Raw genomic sequence first — 19,132 nt, forward strand, 5'->3', positions numbered from 1 at the left:
CAACAAAAACGGGCGCGATCGATGATCGCGCCCGTTTCGTTTGTCGCCCTGGCAGATCAGTTGCCGCGCAGCGTTCCCAGCCGCGGCGTGGCGCGGCCCAGCGGCATCTTCAACTTGCCGATCGACAGGATGCGTGATTCTGCGATCTGATCGGCGGCGCGTTGCGGCGCGATGCCCTCGCTCTGCGACAGCGCGAAGATGCGGCCGAGGTTGTGGTAAATGCTGCGGATCAGGCGCATCGCACGCTCGCGGTTGTAACCGTCGATCTCAAGCGAGACGTTCATCACGCCGCCGGCGTTGACCGCGTAATCGGGCGCGTAGAGGATGCCGCGTGCATGCAGCTCGTCACCCACGTCCAGGCTGGAGAGCTGGTTGTTGGCGGTGCCACAGACGATCTTGCACTTCAGGCGTGGCAGCGTGTCCGGATTGATCGCACCTTCCAGCGCACACGGCGCGAAGACGTCGGCATTGACGTCGTAGATGTCCTCAGGCTTGACGGCTTCGGCACCGTATTCGGTCACCGCACGCTCGACCCGCGCGCTGTCCAGATCGCTGACGTACAGCTTGGCGCCACGGTCGCGCAGCAGCTTCACCAGTTCCATGCCGATGTGGCCCAGGCCCTGCACCGCGATGCTGGCCTTGCCGACTTCCTCATGCCCCAGCTTGTGCTGCATCGAGGCCATCAGCGCCTGCAGCGCGCCATAGGCGGTGAACGGTGCTGGATCGCCGGAGCCACCGTGGACCTGGTGCACGCCGGTGACGTACTCGCTTTCCAGGTAGATGTTCTCCATGTCGTTGACATCGGTGCCGACATCTTCGGCCGTGATGTAACGGCCACCCAGCGAATCCACGTAACGACCGAACGCGCGGAACAGCACTTCGGTCTTGTCACGCTTGGGCTCGCCGATGATCACGGCCTTGCCACCGCCTACGTTGAGGCCCGCCAAGGCGTTCTTGTAGGTCATGGTGCGGCTCAGCCGCAGCGCATCTTCCAGGGCCTCGTCGGTGCTGGCGTAGGGACGCATGCGCACACCGCCCAGGGCGGGGCCCAGCGTGGTGTTGTGGATGGCGATGATCGCCCTCAGGCCGGCATCGCGGTTGTGGCAGAACACCACTTGTTCGTGACCGGTGGATTCGAGGGTTTCAAATAACATGGTGGCTCCGATGGTGCGAACGGTGGCGAACAGCGGCGAACGCACCAGCAAAAGGTGGGGTGTAAAACAAAAAAAGCGACGTCGTCGGGTCTCGGACGGGTCGCGCGGCGCCATTCTAGAGCATTCCGCCGGAGGGTGTTGTCAGGGTGGGCCATTAAAGTTGCCGACCTGCAGGCCGATGCCGTCGCAAGGGTGGGCATCACCGGTAATCGCAGGACGGATCACGTGGGCGCAGTCGCAACAAGGCAAGTGCGGTACCCCACATGGCCTGGAGCCTCGGCGTGACGGGCGCGGTTCTTATCGCGGTCCTGATCGCCGCCCTGCTGGGTGGGGCGGTGCTGCTGCGCCGGCGACGTGCCGCGCTGGCGCCATCGGCCGCCGGCCCCGTCAGTGGTCACTCCCCGGCAGCCACGGCCGCTGTTGCGCCCCTGTGCCACGAGGACGATCCGGTGGCTGCCCTGCAGGCTGGTCTGCACGCGCTTGCCCTGGTGCCGCGCAGTGGCGATGCCGCCGATGCCGCCGTGCGGCACACCGTCGAGCTGCGTGATGCGGTCACCGCCTCGCTGCTGGCCCGGGACTGGTCGGCCAGGCATCTGCCGCGTCGCCCGCAGCTGCTGCCGCAGCTGATCCAGACGGTCAACGACAGCGACGCATCGGCACGCGCGATGGCCGGGATCATCGGCCAGGATCCGGTGCTGACCGGCAACCTGCTGCGGATTGCCAACAGCCCCGTCTACCGGGTGCAGGCCAAGCCGGTGGAAACCCTGCAGCGCGCTGTCACCCTGGTCGGCACCGACGGCATCCGCCAGATCATCAGCGCGGTGCTGGTGCAGCCGGTGATGCAGCTGCAGTGCGATGCGTTTCCGCAGTTCAGCGCGGTGATCTGGGAGCATGCGCTGCTGGCCTCGCGCGTCGCGGCCGACCACGCGCGGACCGTGACCCATGAGGACGGCTTCGCTGCGCAGTGGCTGGGCCTGACCCAGGGGCTGGGTGCGGCGCTGGTGATGCGCCACCTGCTTGATGCCTGCGCGCAACACCAGGTGCCCGCACCACCGCGCCTGTTGGCGGCCGATCTGCTGGAGGGTTGGACCCTCCCGGTCGCCAGCCGCATCGCTGCGGCGTGGGAGTTGCCCAAGGCGGTGCATGACGCCCTGATCCGCCAGAGTGGCAGTGGCCTGGCCGCCAGCCTGCGCTTCGCGCGGGCGGTGGCGGCGGCCAGCCTGCTGTGCCGCCATGGCCGGATCGGGCAGGTCCAGGCGCTGGCTCTGCTGGAGCAGCTGGACGACACGCCGCCCCATGTTCTGCAGTGGATCTGGCGGCGCGTGCACGGGCGGGCGGTGGAGACGCTGGAGGGTGACGAGCCCGGCTTGGCGGTGGCGCAGGCCGGCTGAGCTAGAGCTGCGACTCCAGCGGCAGCCAGCTGATCGCGCGCGCGCTGGCCCGCAGCCAGACGCCGGCGTCCGGTTCGGTGTACAGCCAATGTGGCGGCTGCGCATCACGCTCCAGCCAACGCACCTTGTCATCCGGCCCCAGCGCCACCCAATAGCTCTGGCGCGGGTCGGCCAGGTGCAGGTACTCCTCGCGCAGCTGGCCCGCCAGCACGGGATCGTCGAAGAGCACGCCCATCTCGGTGTTCAGATAGGCCGAGCGGGGGTCCAGATTGAACGAGCCGACGAAGCCGCGCCGGTCGTCGATCATGAACGCCTTGGTGTGCAGGCTGGCGCCACTGCTGCCGAACAGGCCGCCGCCATCGACGTTGCCACGTGACTTGAGCTCGTACAGCTGCACGCCACTGCGCAGCAGCGGGGCGCGGTAATGCATGTAACCGCTGTGCACGGCAGCCACGTCATTGGCGGCCAGGGAGTTGGTGATGACCGCAACCTGGGCCCCGCGCGCGACCATCGCACCCAGCCCTTCGGTGCCGTCCTCGCCAGGAACGAAGTAGGGCGAGATCAGCAGGGCTTTATGCCGCGCGCTTTCCAGTTCCTGCACCAGGCGCGTGACCAGCCAACCGGCCTGATCGTCGCGGCGGTGCTTCATCGGCGGGTCCGAGGCGATTTCCACGCGGTTCGTCCAGTGCAGACCCAGCGTATCGCGGTAGTACGATTTCTCCGCCTGCGAGCGCGCCACGCGTTCGAGGTAGGGCTTGGCACTGTCCAGCCGCGCTTCGTGCTCGCTTTCGCGGATCAGCAGGCGCAGCTGCGGTTCGGTGTAGAACGCCAGCGCACGGATCGGCACGGCGGTATCACTGTTCCAGTAATCGTCGAAAATCGTATTGGCCTGCTTCACCGCTTCGCCGGCCACCAGCAGGTCCAGGTCGCGGAAGTTCACATCCGGACGCGCGCTGAAATACTCCTCGCCGATGTTGCGGCCACCGACAATCGCCACGCGCCCGTCGGCGATCCATGACTTGTTGTGCATGCGGTGATTCACGCTGAAAACGCGCTGCACCATCTCGACCAGGCGCCAGAGCCCGCTGCGGTTGCGGAACGGGTTGTACAGGCGGATCTCGATGTTGGGGTGCGCATCGAGCGCCATCATCAGCGCGTCCTTGTCCTGTGCGTTCATGTCATCGAGCAGGATGCGGACCCGCACGCCGCGCTCGGCCGCGCGGTACAGCTCGTTGGCCATGAGATGGCCGATCAGATCGTCGTGCCAGATGTAGTACTGCAGGTCCAGGCTGCGCCCGGCGTGCTGGGTGATCACCGCGCGCGCGGCGTACGCATCCAGCCCATCGGACAGGAAGGCCACGCCGGTCTGGCCAGGGTGCTCGGCCTGCAGGCGGGCCAGCTCGCGATCGATCGCGGTCTGGTCGGCCTGCGTGGGCAGCACCATGGAGCGCTCGCCCAGGGCCTGCGGGGTGAGGTGGTCGGCCAGCAGCAAGCCGCTCAGGACCAGCAGGATCAGCAGGGCGAAGACGATCCCCAGCCAGCGCAGCAGCCGGCGCCAGAACGGTTTTTTATCGGTCATGCCCCGATCGTAAGCGGCGGGGGCGTGCAGCGCGAGCGCTGGCGCGGTTCAGAAGCGCTCGTCCGGCGCCAGGTAACGCCATTGGCCCGGGACCAGCTTGCCCATCGCCACGCGGCCGATGCGCAGGCGGCGGATGCTGATGACCTCCAGCCCGACCTGGGCGCACATGTCGCGCAGCTGGCCCGGATGCACCGGCTTGATCGCAAAGCGCAGGCGGGTTTCGTTCTGCCAGCTCACCTTGCACGGTGGCAACGGCCAGCTGCGGAAGCTCAGGCCGTGCGCGAGGCGCTTCATGCCGTAGGGCGCCAGCTCGCCACTGACTTCCACCAGGTATTCCTGCTCCAGCGTTGCACCGCGATCCTTCAGGTGCGAGATCACGCGACCGTCCTGGCTGACCACGACCAGGCCGCTCTCGTCATCGGACAGCGGCATCACCAGCTGCAGGGCGTGGAAATGCCGCTGCAGCAGCGTCACACCGGTGGCATCGAGTTCACTGCGGCTTTCCGGGGTCACCAGGGCGCACAGTTCGTCCGAGCGCATGCCGGCCGGCTTGTGCAGCAGCATGCTCACGGTCTCGGTGCGGGTCGCCTCGGCGTTCTCGCGCAGCACGATTTCCTCGTCGGTGACCATCGTCTGCGGCTGCTCGACCACCTGGCCGTTGACGGTCACCCAGCCGCCCTCGATATAGCGCTGGGCGTCGCCACGGGAGCAGCCGATCAGGCTGGTCAGGCGTTTGTCGAGTCGGATCGGGTCGGTCATCGGGCAGGCAACATAAAACGGGAAGCGGGCGGGGAGTGTACTGGCTGGGGCCCGGTGCTGCGCGATGATGGCCGCTGCGGCTCAGGCCGGCGTGCGTTCCAGATGGGTCAGATACAGGCGCAGATCGAACTCCAGCTGGTGGTAATCCGCTTCCATGTGGGTGCACAACTGGTAGAACGCCTTGTTGTGGTCCGATTCCTTCAGATGGGCCAGTTCATGCACCACGATCATCTTCAGGAACGGCGCCGGCGCCTCGCGGAACACCGTGGCGATGCGGATCTCGCGGCTGGCCTTGAGCCGGCTGCCCTGCACCCGCGACACCGTGGTGTGGGTGCCCAGCGCGTGCTTGAGTACCTGCAGCCGGCTGTCGTAGATCACCTTGGACAGCGGCGCGGACTGGCGCAGGTAGCGCTCTTTCAGGCCCTGGGTGTAGTCGTAGAGCTGGCGGTCGTTGCGCACCGTATGCAGTTCGGCATAGCGCCGCTCCAGCCACGGCCCCAGCCGGTCGCCCGCGATCAGCTCGCGCACCTGCTGCTGCAGGGCGTCGGGATAGCCGGCGAGGTATTTCAGGGCGGTCATGCGGGCGGTTGGGGAGGGGCGGGCAGACCAGTATGATGGCCCCCGGAATCCCGCAACAACAGATGCTAGGCGTATGGCGAAGGCAAATCCCCTGCAGGAGCAGCTGCTCAAGGCTGGGCTGGTCAAGAAATCCCAGGTCTCCCAGGCCGCCCGTGAACAGGTGAAAGCCCGTCACGGCAAGGCCCCGGTCGCGCCCAGCGAAAGCCAGCGCGAGGCCGATCGCCTGCGCGCGGAAAAGGCCGAGCGCGATCGCGCGCTGGAAGCCGAGCGCAAGGCCAAGGCCCACGCCCAGGAACTGCAGGCCCAGGTGCGCCAGATCGTTGAGGCGCACAAGGTCAAGCGCGAAGGCGAAAGCGAGTACCGCTTCAACGACGGCACGCTGATCCGCACGATGCTGGTCAACAACGTGCTGCGCCGGCAGCTGGCCTCGGGCAGCCTGGTGATCGTCCGCCATGGCGACGGTTTCGAACTGCTGCCGCGGGCGGCCGCTGAAAAGGTGCGTGAACGCGACGCCAGCGTGATCGTGCTGGACAACAGCCAGCCGGGCAGCGAGCCGAGCACCGGCAACGCCGAGGACGATGCGTACTACGCCCAGTTCCAGGTGCCGGACGACCTGGTCTGGTAAGCCGCGTCTGAAGCGTTCACCCGGCGCCGCAGGCATTCAGCCCCACGTTGGCTGGGCAGGGTGGGGCGGGTCTATGCTGGTGCTCTGACACCGGCATGGGAGACACATCATGGCGACAGGTTGGGCAGGCGATGGCGCCGTCCAGGATCAGATCGACGCCACTGTCGATGAAGCCATTCAGCGGGCCCGCGCGCAGCTGCGCGATGGCCCCGGACTGACCCACTGCGAACACTGCGAGGCGCCCATTCCCGAGGCGCGGCGCAAGGCCGTGCCCGGCGTGCGCCTGTGCGTGCGCTGCCAGGAAGAGGAAGACGCCGCCCAGCACGAGGGCAGTGGCTACAACCGCCGTGGCAGCAAGGACAGCCAGCTGCGGTAGGTCTCAATCCTGCGCCGGGCATCCACTGGCCGACGGCCTCGGGACTCAACCGTCCCCTTGAATCCCACCCGGCGCCTGCGACGGATCACGCCAGCGGCGCACGGTGCGCTGGAAGAACATGTTGTTGGGCATCTGCAGCACCGTGCCCTCATGCCCGCTGCCGGTTTCCTGCAACGTGGTGTAGATCAGATTGATGTCGATCACCCGGCCCTTGAGCCCGGGTTTCTCGCCGTTTTCCAGCAGCTCGATGTAATCGTGCAGGCGGAACGGGCGCGTGGTGAAGATCAGCAGCGTGCAGAAGATGTTGGACAACACGCTCCACGCGGCGAAGAATGCCACCGCACCGACCGCGGCAAACCCGGTGAATGCAGTCCACAGCACCGTCGCCGAGACGCCCACGATGTTGAGCACGATCAGCAGCACGGTGAAATAGACCACGAAGGTGAACACCCGGCGCGCGCCCATGATCATTTCCGGCGGCAGCGTGTAGTGCTCACCGACGCGACGGATCAGCCGCCGGGCAACCAGCCGCAGCAGCCACGCCACCAGCAGGGTCACCAGAATCTGCAGGGCAGGGACCCCGTAATGCAGCCACTCGTGGGTCCAGGCGGGCAGATGGTCTTTCATGGGGCGGAATTCCTTTGCAGCGATAGTGCCGATCCCGCCATGGTAATGCCGATGCGCGTCACCGCATCGTGGTGCCGGCTTACTCCGGGTTCCTGCCGTACACATCGAATGCAGCGATCATCGCCGACGCACACAGCGGCGTGTTCTGCGCGTACTGCACACAGACATCGGGCGCTTCGGGCCTCAACGTGACCTGGATCTGCAGCGGGCTCCACGGCAGCGTGCATCCGGTGGCCAGCGAGAGCAGCATGGCCAGGCAACTGGAAGGCATGGGAATACTCCTTGGCGGGGGCCGGTAGTGACACAGGATTGGATGCCGCGCCCGCTGAAAAGGTTTAAAAGGCCGCGCAGAAAAGAAAGTCAGCCTGGGCTTAAACCTTTTCCGTGCCCCCCGCATCCAACGGATATGCTCGACACGACCATGCCCGCCTCCAGCGCCACGACCCAGGCCGATGCCGCCGATGACCACGCCCTCGTGCGTGCCGCGGCGGCCGGAGACGTGACCGCATACGAACGCATCTACCGGCGGCATTCGCCGCGTGTGTATGCCGTGCTGTGGCGCCTGTGCGGTGGCCACGCGGCCCGCGCCGAGGATGCCCTGCAGGAGGCCTTCCTGCAGGCATGGCGCGCACTGCCTGGCTTCCGTTTTGAAAGCAGCCTGGGCACCTGGCTGCACCGCCTGGGGGTCAACGCAGCGCTCATGGAACTGCGCGCCAACGCCACCGGCGATGCACGCGATGCCGGTGAGGAAGGCTGGGAATCGCTGGCGATGCTGCCGGCCCAGGACCGCTGCGCCGGCACCTCCATGGACCTGGAGCGCGCGCTGGAAACGCTGCCGCCGCGGGCCCGCGCGGTGCTGGTTCTGCATGACATCGAAGGGTGGAAACACCAGGAAATCGCCGACCAGCTGCAGATGGCGGTCGGCAGTTCCAAAGCACAATTGCATCGTGCGCGCGGGCTGCTGCGTGCACGCCTGGGAGAAACCGCATGACCCCCCATGATTCCGATCACGACGAACTGCCCGCTCACGACGCGCTGAGTGCACGCCTGCGCGCCCTGCCGACCGAGCGCGTCCCGCCGGCACGGGTATGGCAGGGCATTGCCGCGCAGCTGCCAGCCCAGGCGCCAGCCCCGACGGTTGCCACGCGTAGCCTGGCCGCGCGGTGGCCGCATCGCGACCGCTGGCCTTTGCGGGTCGGGCTGGGCCTGGCCGCCGCACTGGCCGTGCTGATGGTGGTGCCCACGCCGGTTCCGCACACGCCGGCACCGTCGCTGCTGCAGCGCCAGGCCGATGCGATGGCCGGCGAGTACCAGCAGGCCATCGCCGCCTTGCCCAGTGCCGATGTCACCGATGAGTGGCGCCCGGCTCTGCATGAACTCGATGCCAGCGCGGACAACATCCGCGCGGCCATCGCTGAAAACCCCCGCTCGCGCTATCTGCTCGGGCAACTGCAGCGTACCTACGCGCTGCGGCTGGAACTCACCCAGCAGGCGGTGCTGTCCGCCGGCCTGCCCACTTGAAGGAGAACCCCATGCGCATTCCTCTGTCCTTGATCGCCGCCCTGGCCCTGTGCCTGCCGCTCGTCGCCCAGGCTGCCACCAACGTCAATGAACGCCATCCACTGGGCGCCGGCGGCCGCGTGGAGATCAGCAACATCGCGGGCAAAGTCACCGTGCGCGGCTGGGATCGCAGCGACGTGGCGTTGACCGGTTCGATGGCCGACGGGCTCACCCTCAAGCAGGACAAGAGCAGCAACCGTGTGCGCTGGGAAGTGGAGTACCCGCGCGGCCGCAGCAACGGCGGGGCGACCCTGGAACTGCGCGTGCCACGTTCGGTGGAAGTGCAGCTGGGCACCGTCAGTGCAGACATCGATGTGGCCGACATCGACGTGCGCCGGCTGCAGGCCAACAGTGTCAGCGGCAGCATCACCGCAGCCGGGCGCAGCGCCGAGACCGCCTTGAACACGGTCAGCGGTGGCATCCGCTCGCAGCTGCAGACCGCGCGCCTGGATGCGCGCACGGTCAGCGGCCAGTTGCTGGCCGGCGGCGGGGCATCCGGAGAGGTAGCGGCCGAATCGGTCTCCGGTCGGGTCAGCGTCAATGCGGGGCGTATCCAGCGGCTGGCGGTGGAAACCGTCTCGGGCAGCCTGGATGTGAGCGCGACCGGCATGGCGCCGGGCGGCAAGGTGACGATGCAGACGGTCAGCGGTTCGGTCGCGCTGAAGCTGCCAGCCAATGTCTCGGCGCAGTTGAACGTCAAGACGTTCAGCGGTGGCATCCAGTCCGACGCCGGGCAGGTGGAAAAGCCGCGCTATGGTCCGGGCCGCAGCCTGGATGCGCGTCTGGGATCGGGCGATGGGGATATTTCGATCAACGCCCATTCCGGGAGCGTGCGGGTCAGCCTGGGCCGCTGAGTGCGGCCACCGCACCGGCCAATGCCGGTGCGGTCGGCAGCAACGTCAGCCGGCTTTCTTCAGCGCCAGGGTATTGCCCAGCACTTCGATCTTGCCGCCACCTTTACGGAAGGCAGCCAGATCCGCAGCGATGCTCTGGCTGCTGACGGCGGAGTTGGACCCTTGCTTGCGGTCGACGCGAACGGTGTTGCTTGCCTTGGGGGAGGTCTTTGGCGTACGAGCCATGGATGCTCCTGCTATGGATGAAGCGTGGAAGAAAACGTCGACAGATCCTGCTGTTGTCGACGGTAGTCCTGCCGCACGAGGCGGCAATCATCGCCGCCCATATCGAACTGGCGGCAGATCGCGGGTCGCTGCGAATAGATCGTGCAGCGCAGGTGATACGGGTCGATCGCAGCGCACCAGCCTTCTTCGTTGCGTGCCATCACCGTGCCGCCACGCGCATCGGTGTCCAGCAGGTGGCCGGGCACGTTGTCGTCAGGCATGACGGTGACGGTGAGCCGACAACACACCGCGTCGCAACGACGGCAATCGATGGGGTCGGGCTCGGACGATGTAAGGAGTGCAGCCAGGCGTTCGCCCAATCTGAGTGTCTCTTGGCGGCTCGGGGTGCAGCAGGCTGTGAACGAGCCGGATCACAGCGATGAGCGATCCCGGCACCGCGGACAGGTCCGGACGGTGGCAGCATCGAAGAGGACGGTGGCCAGCAAGGCCAGGAGAGTGGTGCTTGTTGCGTCAAGCGCATTGCGCTCTGAAGCCGAAAGATGATAGCGCTTCCGGCGTAACGTTTTGTTAATAAGGCCGTTCACGCCTCTTCAGGCCTTGTGGGACAAGGCCTGGTGCATCAGACGAATCAGTTGGCGGCGGCCAGTGCCAGCCCGTGGACCACACCGAAGGACGGGTTGCCGCGCACCAGCGTCGAGCCCGGGAACGCGTTGGCCACGGCCTGCTGCAGGTAGCCGGCGCGCGACATGCCGCCGGTCAGGAACACCGCTGCCGGGTCGTGGCCGATGTCGCTGCGCACCTGCTCCAGCAGGGCGGTCAGCTCGCCCAGATACCCGCCAGCGGCGGTTTCCAGGCGCGCGGCATCGATCTGCACCTGCAACCCGCGTTCGATGAAATCCAACGCGCTGTCGTGGTGGGACATGCTGCTCAGGGCGATCTTGCAGCGCTCGACTTCACGGTACAGGCGCGCGGTATTGCCGGTGTCCTGCAGCGCGGTCAGGCGGGGACCGAACGGCGCGTCCACATCGCGGTAGGTGTGCTGGCGGAAATCACGCTGGCGGGTCATGTCCTGCACCATCGCTGCTTCCACGTAGTGGTGCGCCGGCACGCGGGTGATGCCGCGGCCGAACAACGGCATGTAGCCGCCCAGGCTCAGCGCCAGATCGATGTCGGTACCGCCACGGGCGATACCCCAGGCACGGTGGATGGTCGGGGCCTGGCCGCCGCCTACGCGCGCGTGGGCGACGTCGGTGGTACCACCGCCGATATCCACCACCACCGCGTCGTGCTCCTGCGGGCTCTCGGCGTGGTAATGCATCGCTGCAGCCGCCGGTTCTTCGAGGAAATCGATGCTGTCAAAGCCCGCCGCGATCGCCGCGCCATGCAGGATCTCCAGCGCCTGGGCGTTGCCGGCCTCGCCGATCGAGCTGCGGAACTGGACCGGGCGGCCCAAGGTGGCGGTGCGGATCGGTGTATCCAGCTGACGCGAGGCGGTCAGGCGGATGTGCTCGAGGATGTGCGTGGCGATGCCGGCGATGGTCTGGCGCGCGCGCGGGTGCAGGTTGTAGCCGAGCATCGACTTCGGGCTCTGCACCAGGTTGCCTTCGTTCTCTTCGAAGTAGGCTTCCAGCGCGTCATCGCCGTAGACCGCGTTCTGCAGCAGGGTGGTGGAGCTGAGCGGGGCACGCATCTGCTCTTCCATCCACTGCCGGCGCACCACGCGCAGGGCCTCGCGGCGCAGTGCATCGGGGGTGCGCTCCTGGCCGGCGGCACGGGCATCGCGCGCGGCCGCGTCGACCAGCCGGGCCAGGTCATGCTCCAGGGCCGGGGTCAGTTCGAAGTCGTTCGGGTCGCGCATCACCTCGGGGAAATACACCGTGGTGCGGAACTGTTCGGCCTGGCCGAACTGGATCGGCACGACCTTGCCGTCGATCACCACGGCGGCGGCGGAGTTGCTGGTGCCAAAGTCGATGCCGAGTTTCATGCGCGGGCCGGGCCGGTGGTCAGGGGGCGCGCACTTTGCGGCAACGCGTCCGCCGACGCAAGGGCAGACGGTAACGGGCGGTTACAATAACGACCGTTTCGTAACCGAAGAGCTGTCGATGTCCGCCATTCCCGCCTGCCCGCAGTGCACCCTGGAAAACACCTATGCCGATGGCGCGCTGTTCATCTGCGCGGACTGCGGCCACGAGTGGGCGGCCGGTGACGGTGGCGGCGATGCCCTGGTGGTGCGCGACAGCAACGGCAACGTGCTGGCCGCCGGCGACACCGTGACCGTGATCAAGGACCTGAAGGTCAAGGGATCCTCGATTCCGCTCAAGCAGGGCACGGTGATCCGCAACATCCGCCTGGTCGAGGACGATGCCGAGCACATCGAAGGCAACTCGGAAAAGATCAAGGGCCTGGTCCTGAAGACCTGCTTCCTCAAGAAGGCCTGAGCCCACTCAATTGGCGTCGGCACCGCGCTGGCGCCAACGCTGCAGGCTGTCCAGCTTGGCCTGGTAGCGGGATTGGACCGCATCGCCGTTTTCCGCGGCCAGGTCCCGCGCGCGCTGCATCTCCTGCGAGGCGCGACGGGGGTCGCCGGACAGGAAGTAGGCGCGGGCCAGCGCGAAGTGGAACGGGTGGGCGGTGCCGTACAGGCGTATGGCGCGGCGATAGAAGGTCACCGCACCGGCGTAGTCGCGACGCTGCTCCGCCCGCGCGCCGAGCATGTACTGCGCAAAGGGATCGGTGCGCTGCACCCGCGCCAGACGGCCGGCCAGCCGTTGCGCCTGGCGGGTATCGCCCAGGCGCCGGTACAGCGCGCTGGCGTTGCTCAGGCTGGCGCCATGTCGCGGCTGCAGGCGAAGCGCAGTCTCGTAATCGCGCCGGGCCTGGGCCAGCGCACCCACGCGCGCATCCAGCACCCCCAGATTGTTCCAACTGCCGACAAAGTCCGGTGCCTGGGCAAGTGCGGCACGGAAGTAGAGGCGTGCACCGGCGGTATCGCCGGCGGCCATGCGGTCGGCGCCCCGGTTGTTGTAGAAGTGGGCCAGAGCCCGGGCCTGGTTGACCCGCTGCGGACCGAACCGGTCATAGAGCACGTTGTGGTCCAGATCCACAGTGCCGCTGCGGCCATCCAGCGCTACACCCGCGTTGACGTGGCCGACGCTGTAGATCACGCCCGAAGTTTGATACCAGGTCACCACCTGGGCTACTTCCTGCACATGTGCGTCGATCCCGGCGCGGTTGGCCAGCGTCACGAACAGCAGCGTGAAGGACAGGCAATTGGCGCGGCGCGTCTGCCAGGTTTCGGCCAGGGTATGGGTCGCGTCGGGGTCGTAGGCCAGATTCAGCCCCTGCGCGTCGAAGATCATGTCGACCAGACGTTGCAGGCGCCGTTCGCGCGAGTAACCCGGGTCGATCACCCGTTCGTGCAGCAGGGCCAGCAACGGGGCGGGCACGTCCAGGATCTGGGCCGGCGTGGGCACGTCGGTGACGGTCGGTGCGGCCGCAACCGGCGGGCTGGGTGTCTGCGCCGCCCAGACCGGCGCGGCCACCAGCACCATCCACAGCAGCAGGGGGTTGCACCTACTCATCGCCTCACCTCGCCGAGCGCTGGGAATCGACGCCTCCAGTCTAGGCGCGTCGCTGCGCGCCGGCATGCCGTTCATCGGCTGTCTGCGCCATCCACAGAGGATGTGGACCAGCGGTCGACAAACATGTGGATAACCATGGCGACGCCTTGCGCTGCAAGGATGCAACGAACGTGGTGAAAAAAGTGCCGCACCGCTGTCTTGCCAGCGCAGCCGGGACGGCCAATCATGCGGAGATGCGCTTTGAACCGATGTCACTGCCCGCCGGGCAGCTTGCCGAGCTGGAGACCGCCTACGCCCTGCCGCCGCGGGCGTACCACAACTGGTCACATGTGCAGGCCGTTCTGCAGCACTGCGGCACGGTCGCCGCGCCTGGCCCGGGCTGGCGCCAGCCGCGCGAGGTGCAGCTGGCCGCGCTGTATCACGATGCCATCTATGAGGCCGGCCGCAACGACAACGAAGCGCGCTCGGCGGACATGGCACGTGAGGCCATCGGGCGCTGGCTGCCGGGTGCCGGGATCGATGCGGCGCGGGTGGTCGAGCTGATCGAGCTGACGGCCCGCCACAGCAAGCTCGGGCCTGGCGACGTGGATCCAGAGGCTGCCCTGTTCCTGGACTGCGACATGGCGATCCTGGGCGCACCGGCGGCGGTGTTTGATGCCTACGACCGCGGCATCGCCGAGGAGTACGCCGGGCACGTGCCGGGCTTCCTGTTCCGGCTCAACCGCCGGCGCTTCCTCAAGCAGGTGCTGGGGCAACCGCGGATCTTCCTGAGCGACTTCTTCCATCAGCGCCTGGATGCCGCCGCACGCGACAACCTGCGTCGCCGGGTCGAGCGCTGAACCACGGCGGCCATGAGCCACGCCCGCTACACTGTGCGCGCTGTTTTCCCTACGTGTGTGGCCATGTCCGTGTCCGTTCCAGAGTCCGATCCACGTCCGCAGCCGCCGGAAGAACCCGGCCCCAACGAGTGCTGCGGCAGCGGCTGCCCGCTGTGCGTGCTGGATCTGTACAGCGATGAGCTGCAGCGCTACCGCGCGGCGCTGGCCGCCTGGAAGCAGCGTCACCCCGAGGCCACTGACTGACCCCAGGAGCCGCGATGTCGCTTCCCCTGCCACGCCCTTCCCGCTGGCCCGCGCAGCATCACGGACGCGTTGCCCTGCTCACGCTGGTAGCGCTGGCGCTGTTCGTGGCCACCGCGTTGTGGACGCAATGGGCGCGCGATGATCTGGACTGGGTGCAGGCCACGCTGAGCCTGTACCTGCATGGCCCGTGGGGGCTGGCCCTGCGCACCGCCTACTGCGTACTGGCGCTGGCGATCATGCTGCTGGCAGTGTCGTTGCATGCCAACAGCCGATCACCCCGCCGCAGTGCGGCCGCGCCGCTGCTGTTCTGGGTGGCCGCGCTGGGGTTGATGGGGGTGGCGATCGGCGACAGCTGGCTGCCCGAGCGCGCGCCGCTGCTGGCACCGCTGGTGCACGGGCTGTCGGCCAATACCGCATTCCTGTGCGTCAGCGTGGCGATGCTGCTGCAGAGTTGGTATCTACGTGCCGATCCGCGCTGGCGCACGTGGGCCGGGCCGGCCTGGTGGTGGGCCTGGCTGTGCTTCGTGCTGCTGTGGCTGCACGTGTTGTGGCGCGGCCCGCCGCGTGGCGCCGGGCAGAAGCTGGTGATCGCCGTGGTACTGGTGTGGTTGGTTTCGGTGGCCTGGCAGCTGTGGCGGCAGGCGCGTCGCGACGCGCGCTGAGCGTCCGGCCACGCTGTGTACATGCCGTTGGCAGGGCAGGGGCGTATCGTTGGCGCACTAGTCATGGGATGCGCGACGATGCGGCGAGCCGGTTGGGGGATGATGCTGGGTGTAGTGCTGGCGGGAATGTCCGGACAGGCGCTGGCTGCGCCGCCGCCGCAGCTCAGTCACGGGCGTTTCGAGAACGTGCCGGTGTACCTTCCGGACGGCCGCCCGCAACGGGTGGTGGTGTGGTTTGAGGGTGCCGCCAGCCATGCTGACAGCCAGCAGCGTATCGATGCATTGCGTGCCGAGGGCGCCTTGGTCGCCCAGGTCGATGTCGCGCATCTGCGCCAGGTGCTGGCCCGCGAGAAGAGCGGTGATTGCGCCTTCGGTGCTGGCGATGTGGAGAATTTCTCGCGCTGGTTCCAGGCTTATCTGCATGTGCCGGGCTATCACCTGCCGCTGATCGGCGGCGATGGCGAAGGCGCGGCGCTGGCGTATGCGGTGGCCGCCCAGGCCGATACCCAGGTGTTCGCCGGCCTGCTCACCACCGGCTTCTGCCCGAGCGGCGTGCGCGAGCGCAAGGTCTGCGGCGCCGGCAGCAGTCACGGCCGCCTGCAGCCGGCTGAGCTGAATTTCCCCTGGTTGAACGCTGCTGGCGATGTGCATTGCCCGGCCGGCGAGTCGGCCGCCTTCGTGCGCAAGGTCGGCATGGGGCGCCAGTTCGAGCGCACTGCGCGCGGCGATGCGTTGCCCGGTCTGCTGGCCGCGGCAAAGGTGATCGGCGCGCAGAAGGGCGTCAGCCTGGCGCCACCGCCGGATGATCTCAAGGGCCTGCCGGTGGTCGATGTGCCGTCGAACAAGCCGGGCGACACCTTCGCCATCTTTGTCTCCGGCGACGGCGGCTGGGCAGGATTGGACAAGGAAGTCGCCGCCTCGCTGAGCGAGGCCGGGGTACCGGTGGTGGGCGTGGATTCGCTGCGCTACTTCTGGACCGCACGCACGCCGGAAGGCTTCGCCCGGGATCTGGAACGCATCGCCAGTCACTACAGCCGCCAGTGGCAGCGCCGCAACGTGGTGCTGGTCGGTTTCTCGCAGGGCGCCGATGTACTGCCGGCGGCGATCAATCAACTGTCACCGGCCACCCGCGATGCAGTCTCGATGATCGCGCTGCTGTCGGTCGGCAAGACCGCCGACTACGAATTCCATGTCAGCAACTGGCTCGGCGGCGGTGGTGATGGCCTGCCGATCGCACCGGAAGTGGCCAGGCTGCCGGCCGGCAAAACGCTGTGCGTGTACGGCGAGGACGATGGTGACGCGCTATGCCCGTCGCTCCCGGCGGCTGGCAATGCGCAGATCATCAAGCTCCCCGGCGACCATCACTTCAAGGGCGATTATGATCGCCTCGCCGACACCATCGTGCAGCACCTGCCGGCGCGCTGAGCGCCGGCGATACATGCTGGCGCGGGCTCAATCGTGCCGGCGCGGGTCTAGTGAGATCAGCCGGGTCGCATCCAGCAGGGCGGCGGGCAGGTGCACACCGCCCGGCGCGGCCAGGTAACGGGCGCGCCAGACCGGGGCGAACTTCGATTTGAAGCGGCGCAGGCCACTGAAGCCGTAGAAGCGCTCGCCATGCCGCGCGACCACGTTGGCGAAGCGGTTCCAGCGCCCGGCCAGGCGATGCTGGGCCAGCCCGGACAGCGGTGCCATGCCCAGCGAGAACCGGTGGAAACCCTGCTCGCGGCCCCACAGGAACAGCTCGATGAACAGGAAATCCATGGTGCCCTTGGGGGCGTCATCGACATGCCGCATCAGGTCGACCGACAGTTCATTGCCGGCCGGTGCCTGCCACAGATTGGCGAAGGCCACGATGCGGCCCTCGGCTTCGACCAGCGCCACCGGGAAGCGGGACAGGTAGGTAGGATCGAAACTGCCCAGCGAGAAGCCCTTTTCATCGCCGGCCTTGTCATCCAGCCACTGCTGCGAGACCACCGACAATGCCGGCAGCAGTGCCGGTACTTCCTCGGGCGGTGCAACCCGGAAGCTCAAGCCACCGCGCTTGCCGCGGTTCCAGGCTTGGCGCAGATCCGCGCGATCGCGGCCTTCCAGCGTGAAGTCCTGCAGCGGCACCATGGCCTCTTCGCCGAGCTTGACCAGGGTCAGGCCCAGATCGAGGTAGGTCTGCCAATGCGCTTCGCCGACCTGGTAGAACACCGGGCGCAGGCCGAGCCGATCAGCCTCTTCGCGGAAGCGCCAGATCAGCGCACGCACCACCTCGGGCGGGCCGACCGGATCGCCCATCGCGATCAGCGAGCCGCCGTAGCGCTGCATCATCACGAAGCCCCGCTGCGCCTCATCACGCAGCACCGCCTTGTCCGCGGTAAGCACCAGGCAGGCCTGGGTGTCTTCGGCCGCGGCGAGGATCGGGGCGAGCGCATCCAGGGTGGCGGCATCGGCGGCCGGCAGCGGGCTGCGCGTGCTGTGCAGCAACCGCGCCAACCCGAAGATGGTCAGCGCGATCGCCACCAGCAACAAGGCGCGCAGTGCACGCGGTGCGTTGCCCTGCAGCGCGAACTGCCACCACAGCTCGTTCTGGTACTCCACGTGGCTGTAGACGAAGAACAACAGCCAGATCACAGCGACCAGCACCAGCCCGAGGTTGCGGATCCACGGCCACGACCAGGCCTCATCCAGCAGCGCGCCCTGACGATAGAACTCGCGGCGTGAGGCCCACAGCGCGGCCGCCACCAGCAACGCCGACAGCGCGATCAACACCTGCCCGCCGCGCAGCCAGATCGGCAGCGGGGACAGCACGCAGATGCCGAGTGCGAGCATCCACGCGGCATGGCTGCGGCGCTGCAGGCCCTGACCGATCAACAGCAGCGCAACACCGGCCAGACTGCCCAGCAGATGCGAGGTTTCCAGGATCGGCAGCGAAGCGGTGATCAGGTGCCGGCGTGGTGTCGGCAAGGTGCCATCGATCACCAGCGCGGCGCCGACGCTGAACACCGCCAACGCGATGATCTGCGGCAGCCACGGCCGCAGCGCGGTCCAGCCGACGCGGGTCGCACCCGCACCGGCACGCAGCGGGCGGCGCAGGGCCGGCGCGACAGCGAGCACCGTGGCCAGCAGCAGCGGCAGCACGTAGTAGGTGACGCGGTAGATCAGTGCGGCGGCCAGCACCGCGGCCGGGGCGACCTGCGGCAGCAGCTTCAACAAGCTCCATTCGAACACGCCCAGGCCAGCCGGCACGCTGGAGATCAGGCCGGCCAGCACCGCGACCAGATACAGCCCGACGAAACCGGGCAACCCGGTCGGCGTATCCATCGGCAGCAGCACGTAGAACGCCGCACTGGCCAGCACCAGCTCGACCACACTCAATGCGGTGACACCGAGCATGGTACGGCGATCCGGCAGCCACAAGGCATGCCCGCGGATCTGGAAGCTGCGGCCCTGACGTCCCACCAGCAGCACCGTACCGACATAGGCCAACAGGCCGAGAACGCCGATGATCCGCACTGCCTGCACCGGGATCGGCAGGGCCAGCGCCGCCGCGCCAGGCTCCAGCAGGAAGGCCAGCGCCAGCAGCAGCCACGCACCGAACACGAAGCCCAGCGTGCTCATCAACACCACCTGGCCGATCTCGCCCAGGGTCAGTCCGGCACGGCCGTAGCCGCGCAGGCGCACCGCACCGCCGGTGAGCGCGGCAAAGCCCAGCGTCTGCCCCAAGGTATGCGCAAGGAAGGCGGTAATGCCGACCCGCGCCGGGTGCAGGCGCTTGCCGCTGCGGCGCAGGCCGATCGCATCGAAGCCGATCAGGCAGCCGTAGCTGGCCAAGCCCAGCAGCACGGTCAGCGCGATCTGGCCGGCGCCGAGATGCCGGAACGCCTCGCGGATCGCGCGGTAGCCGTGTTCGTCGAATTCGTTGGCCAGCCCGCGCAGGGCCAGGGCCAGGATCACCAGCGGGATGACGACGGTTGCGGCGCGGCGCCAGGGCGCGCGGACCGGGGTGGGAGCAGGGGCGGTGTCGGTCATCGGTACAGCGTGCTCCGGGATGGGCGATGAAAGAGTCAACACAGGCGAAGCCGCCTGACCG

General features: G+C 67.8%; 22 protein-coding genes. 11 read left to right on the forward strand and 11 right to left on the reverse strand.

Going from position 1 to position 19,132, the window contains the following annotated elements:
- Window positions 1-56: 56 nt before the first annotated feature.
- Window positions 57-1,154, reverse strand: coding sequence for a Glu/Leu/Phe/Val dehydrogenase dimerization domain-containing protein (locus ABE464_RS09875; RefSeq protein ID WP_346471802.1), 1,098 nt, complete (start codon window positions 1,152-1,154; stop codon window positions 57-59).
- A gap of 263 nt (window positions 1,155-1,417) precedes the next feature.
- On the opposite strand from ABE464_RS09875, the gene ABE464_RS09880 reads away from it, so the two are divergent.
- Window positions 1,418-2,545, forward strand: coding sequence for an HDOD domain-containing protein (locus tag ABE464_RS09880; protein WP_346471803.1), 1,128 nt, complete (start codon window positions 1,418-1,420; stop codon window positions 2,543-2,545).
- 1 nt (window position 2,546) lies between these two features.
- On the opposite strand, the gene ABE464_RS09885 is transcribed toward ABE464_RS09880, so the two are convergent.
- The 3 genes from ABE464_RS09885 to ABE464_RS09895 all read right to left on the reverse strand — a co-directional run bounded on the left by ABE464_RS09885 (window position 2,547) and on the right by ABE464_RS09895 (window position 5,462).
- The gene (locus ABE464_RS09885; RefSeq protein WP_346471804.1) at window positions 2,547-4,124 is read right to left on the reverse strand and encodes a phospholipase D family protein; all 1,578 of its coding nucleotides are present in this window, start codon (window positions 4,122-4,124) and stop codon (window positions 2,547-2,549) included.
- Between the two features lie 48 nt (window positions 4,125-4,172).
- Window positions 4,173-4,883 carry an rRNA pseudouridine synthase gene (locus ABE464_RS09890; RefSeq protein ID WP_346471805.1) on the reverse strand — a complete coding sequence of 237 codons (711 nt, stop codon included), beginning with the start codon at window positions 4,881-4,883 and terminating at the stop codon, window positions 4,173-4,175.
- 81 nt (window positions 4,884-4,964) lie between these two features.
- Complete coding sequence (locus ABE464_RS09895) at window positions 4,965-5,462, reverse strand: M48 family metallopeptidase (protein ID WP_121038688.1); 498 nt, start codon at window positions 5,460-5,462, stop codon at window positions 4,965-4,967.
- Between the two features lie 73 nt (window positions 5,463-5,535).
- On the opposite strand from ABE464_RS09895, the gene ABE464_RS09900 reads away from it, so the two are divergent.
- Complete coding sequence (locus ABE464_RS09900) at window positions 5,536-6,087, forward strand: DUF2058 domain-containing protein (RefSeq protein WP_346471806.1); 552 nt, start codon at window positions 5,536-5,538, stop codon at window positions 6,085-6,087.
- A gap of 109 nt (window positions 6,088-6,196) precedes the next feature.
- A complete protein-coding gene (locus ABE464_RS09905; protein WP_346471807.1) occupies window positions 6,197-6,463 on the forward strand; it encodes a DksA/TraR family C4-type zinc finger protein in 267 nt (88 codons plus the stop codon).
- 45 nt (window positions 6,464-6,508) lie between these two features.
- On the opposite strand, the gene ABE464_RS09910 is transcribed toward ABE464_RS09905, so the two are convergent.
- Both ABE464_RS09910 and ABE464_RS09915 read right to left on the reverse strand, forming a co-directional pair.
- Window positions 6,509-7,090 carry a mechanosensitive ion channel family protein gene (locus ABE464_RS09910; RefSeq protein WP_121038679.1) on the reverse strand — a complete coding sequence of 194 codons (582 nt, stop codon included), beginning with the start codon at window positions 7,088-7,090 and terminating at the stop codon, window positions 6,509-6,511.
- Window positions 7,091-7,169: 79 nt separating this feature from the next.
- Complete coding sequence (locus tag ABE464_RS09915; RefSeq protein WP_346471808.1) at window positions 7,170-7,361, reverse strand: hypothetical protein; 192 nt, start codon at window positions 7,359-7,361, stop codon at window positions 7,170-7,172.
- 135 nt (window positions 7,362-7,496) lie between these two features.
- Here ABE464_RS09915 and ABE464_RS09920 point away from each other — a divergent pair, with 135 nt between their 5' ends.
- Genes ABE464_RS09920 through ABE464_RS09930 form a run of 3 tightly spaced genes read left to right on the forward strand, consistent with a single transcriptional unit; the run spans window position 7,497 to window position 9,504 of the window.
- Window positions 7,497-8,081: a sigma-70 family RNA polymerase sigma factor gene (locus ABE464_RS09920; protein ID WP_121038673.1), complete on the forward strand. Its 585-nt coding sequence runs from the start codon at window positions 7,497-7,499 to the stop codon at window positions 8,079-8,081.
- Complete coding sequence (locus tag ABE464_RS09925; RefSeq protein WP_346471809.1) at window positions 8,078-8,611, forward strand: hypothetical protein; 534 nt, start codon at window positions 8,078-8,080, stop codon at window positions 8,609-8,611. Before ABE464_RS09920 ends, ABE464_RS09925 begins: the two co-directional genes overlap by 4 nt.
- 11 nt (window positions 8,612-8,622) lie before the next feature.
- Window positions 8,623-9,504 carry a DUF4097 family beta strand repeat-containing protein gene (locus ABE464_RS09930; RefSeq protein ID WP_346471810.1) on the forward strand — a complete coding sequence of 294 codons (882 nt, stop codon included), beginning with the start codon at window positions 8,623-8,625 and terminating at the stop codon, window positions 9,502-9,504.
- A gap of 45 nt (window positions 9,505-9,549) precedes the next feature.
- Here the strand turns inward: ABE464_RS09930 and ABE464_RS09935 are convergent, their stop codons facing one another.
- The 3 genes from ABE464_RS09935 to ABE464_RS09945 all read right to left on the reverse strand — a co-directional run bounded on the left by ABE464_RS09935 (window position 9,550) and on the right by ABE464_RS09945 (window position 11,713).
- Window positions 9,550-9,729 (reverse strand): hypothetical protein, encoded by a 180-nt coding sequence (locus ABE464_RS09935; protein WP_019183415.1) that lies wholly within the window; start codon window positions 9,727-9,729, stop codon window positions 9,550-9,552.
- Window positions 9,730-9,740: 11 nt separating this feature from the next.
- A complete protein-coding gene (locus tag ABE464_RS09940; RefSeq protein WP_346472011.1) occupies window positions 9,741-10,040 on the reverse strand; it encodes a YkgJ family cysteine cluster protein in 300 nt (99 codons plus the stop codon).
- Window positions 10,041-10,357: 317 nt separating this feature from the next.
- Window positions 10,358-11,713, reverse strand: a complete 1,356-nt coding sequence (locus ABE464_RS09945; protein ID WP_346471811.1) for an Hsp70 family protein — start codon at window positions 11,711-11,713, stop codon at window positions 10,358-10,360.
- Window positions 11,714-11,831: 118 nt separating this feature from the next.
- Between ABE464_RS09945 and ABE464_RS09950 the strand changes: the two genes are divergently transcribed.
- Window positions 11,832-12,167 (forward strand): zinc ribbon domain-containing protein YjdM, encoded by a 336-nt coding sequence (locus ABE464_RS09950; protein WP_346471812.1) that lies wholly within the window; start codon window positions 11,832-11,834, stop codon window positions 12,165-12,167.
- Window positions 12,168-12,173: 6 nt separating this feature from the next.
- Here ABE464_RS09950 and ABE464_RS09955 read toward each other — a convergent pair whose 3' ends face one another.
- On the reverse strand, window positions 12,174-13,310 hold the full coding sequence (locus ABE464_RS09955) for a tetratricopeptide repeat protein (RefSeq protein WP_346471813.1): 1,137 nt from the start codon (window positions 13,308-13,310) through the stop codon (window positions 12,174-12,176).
- A gap of 233 nt (window positions 13,311-13,543) precedes the next feature.
- On the opposite strand from ABE464_RS09955, the gene ABE464_RS09960 reads away from it, so the two are divergent.
- The 4 genes from ABE464_RS09960 to ABE464_RS09975 all read left to right on the forward strand — a co-directional run bounded on the left by ABE464_RS09960 (window position 13,544) and on the right by ABE464_RS09975 (window position 16,479).
- Window positions 13,544-14,149, forward strand: a complete 606-nt coding sequence (locus tag ABE464_RS09960; protein WP_346471814.1) for a hypothetical protein — start codon at window positions 13,544-13,546, stop codon at window positions 14,147-14,149.
- 63 nt (window positions 14,150-14,212) lie between these two features.
- Window positions 14,213-14,392 carry an oxidoreductase-like domain-containing protein gene (locus ABE464_RS09965; RefSeq protein WP_088434487.1) on the forward strand — a complete coding sequence of 60 codons (180 nt, stop codon included), beginning with the start codon at window positions 14,213-14,215 and terminating at the stop codon, window positions 14,390-14,392.
- Window positions 14,393-14,406: 14 nt separating this feature from the next.
- The gene (locus ABE464_RS09970) at window positions 14,407-15,054 is read left to right on the forward strand and encodes a DUF998 domain-containing protein (protein ID WP_346471815.1); all 648 of its coding nucleotides are present in this window, start codon (window positions 14,407-14,409) and stop codon (window positions 15,052-15,054) included.
- Window positions 15,055-15,132: 78 nt separating this feature from the next.
- Window positions 15,133-16,479, forward strand: coding sequence for an AcvB/VirJ family lysyl-phosphatidylglycerol hydrolase (locus tag ABE464_RS09975; RefSeq protein ID WP_346471816.1), 1,347 nt, complete (start codon window positions 15,133-15,135; stop codon window positions 16,477-16,479).
- Window positions 16,480-16,506: 27 nt separating this feature from the next.
- On the opposite strand, the gene mprF is transcribed toward ABE464_RS09975, so the two are convergent.
- The gene (gene mprF, locus ABE464_RS09980; protein ID WP_346471817.1) at window positions 16,507-19,071 is read right to left on the reverse strand and encodes a bifunctional lysylphosphatidylglycerol flippase/synthetase MprF; all 2,565 of its coding nucleotides are present in this window, start codon (window positions 19,069-19,071) and stop codon (window positions 16,507-16,509) included.
- Window positions 19,072-19,132: the final 61 nt, after the last annotated feature.

The organism is Stenotrophomonas sp. TWI587 (assembly GCF_039674145.1).
In the GTDB taxonomy this organism is placed as follows: domain Bacteria; phylum Pseudomonadota; class Gammaproteobacteria; order Xanthomonadales; family Xanthomonadaceae; genus Stenotrophomonas; species Stenotrophomonas maltophilia_AY.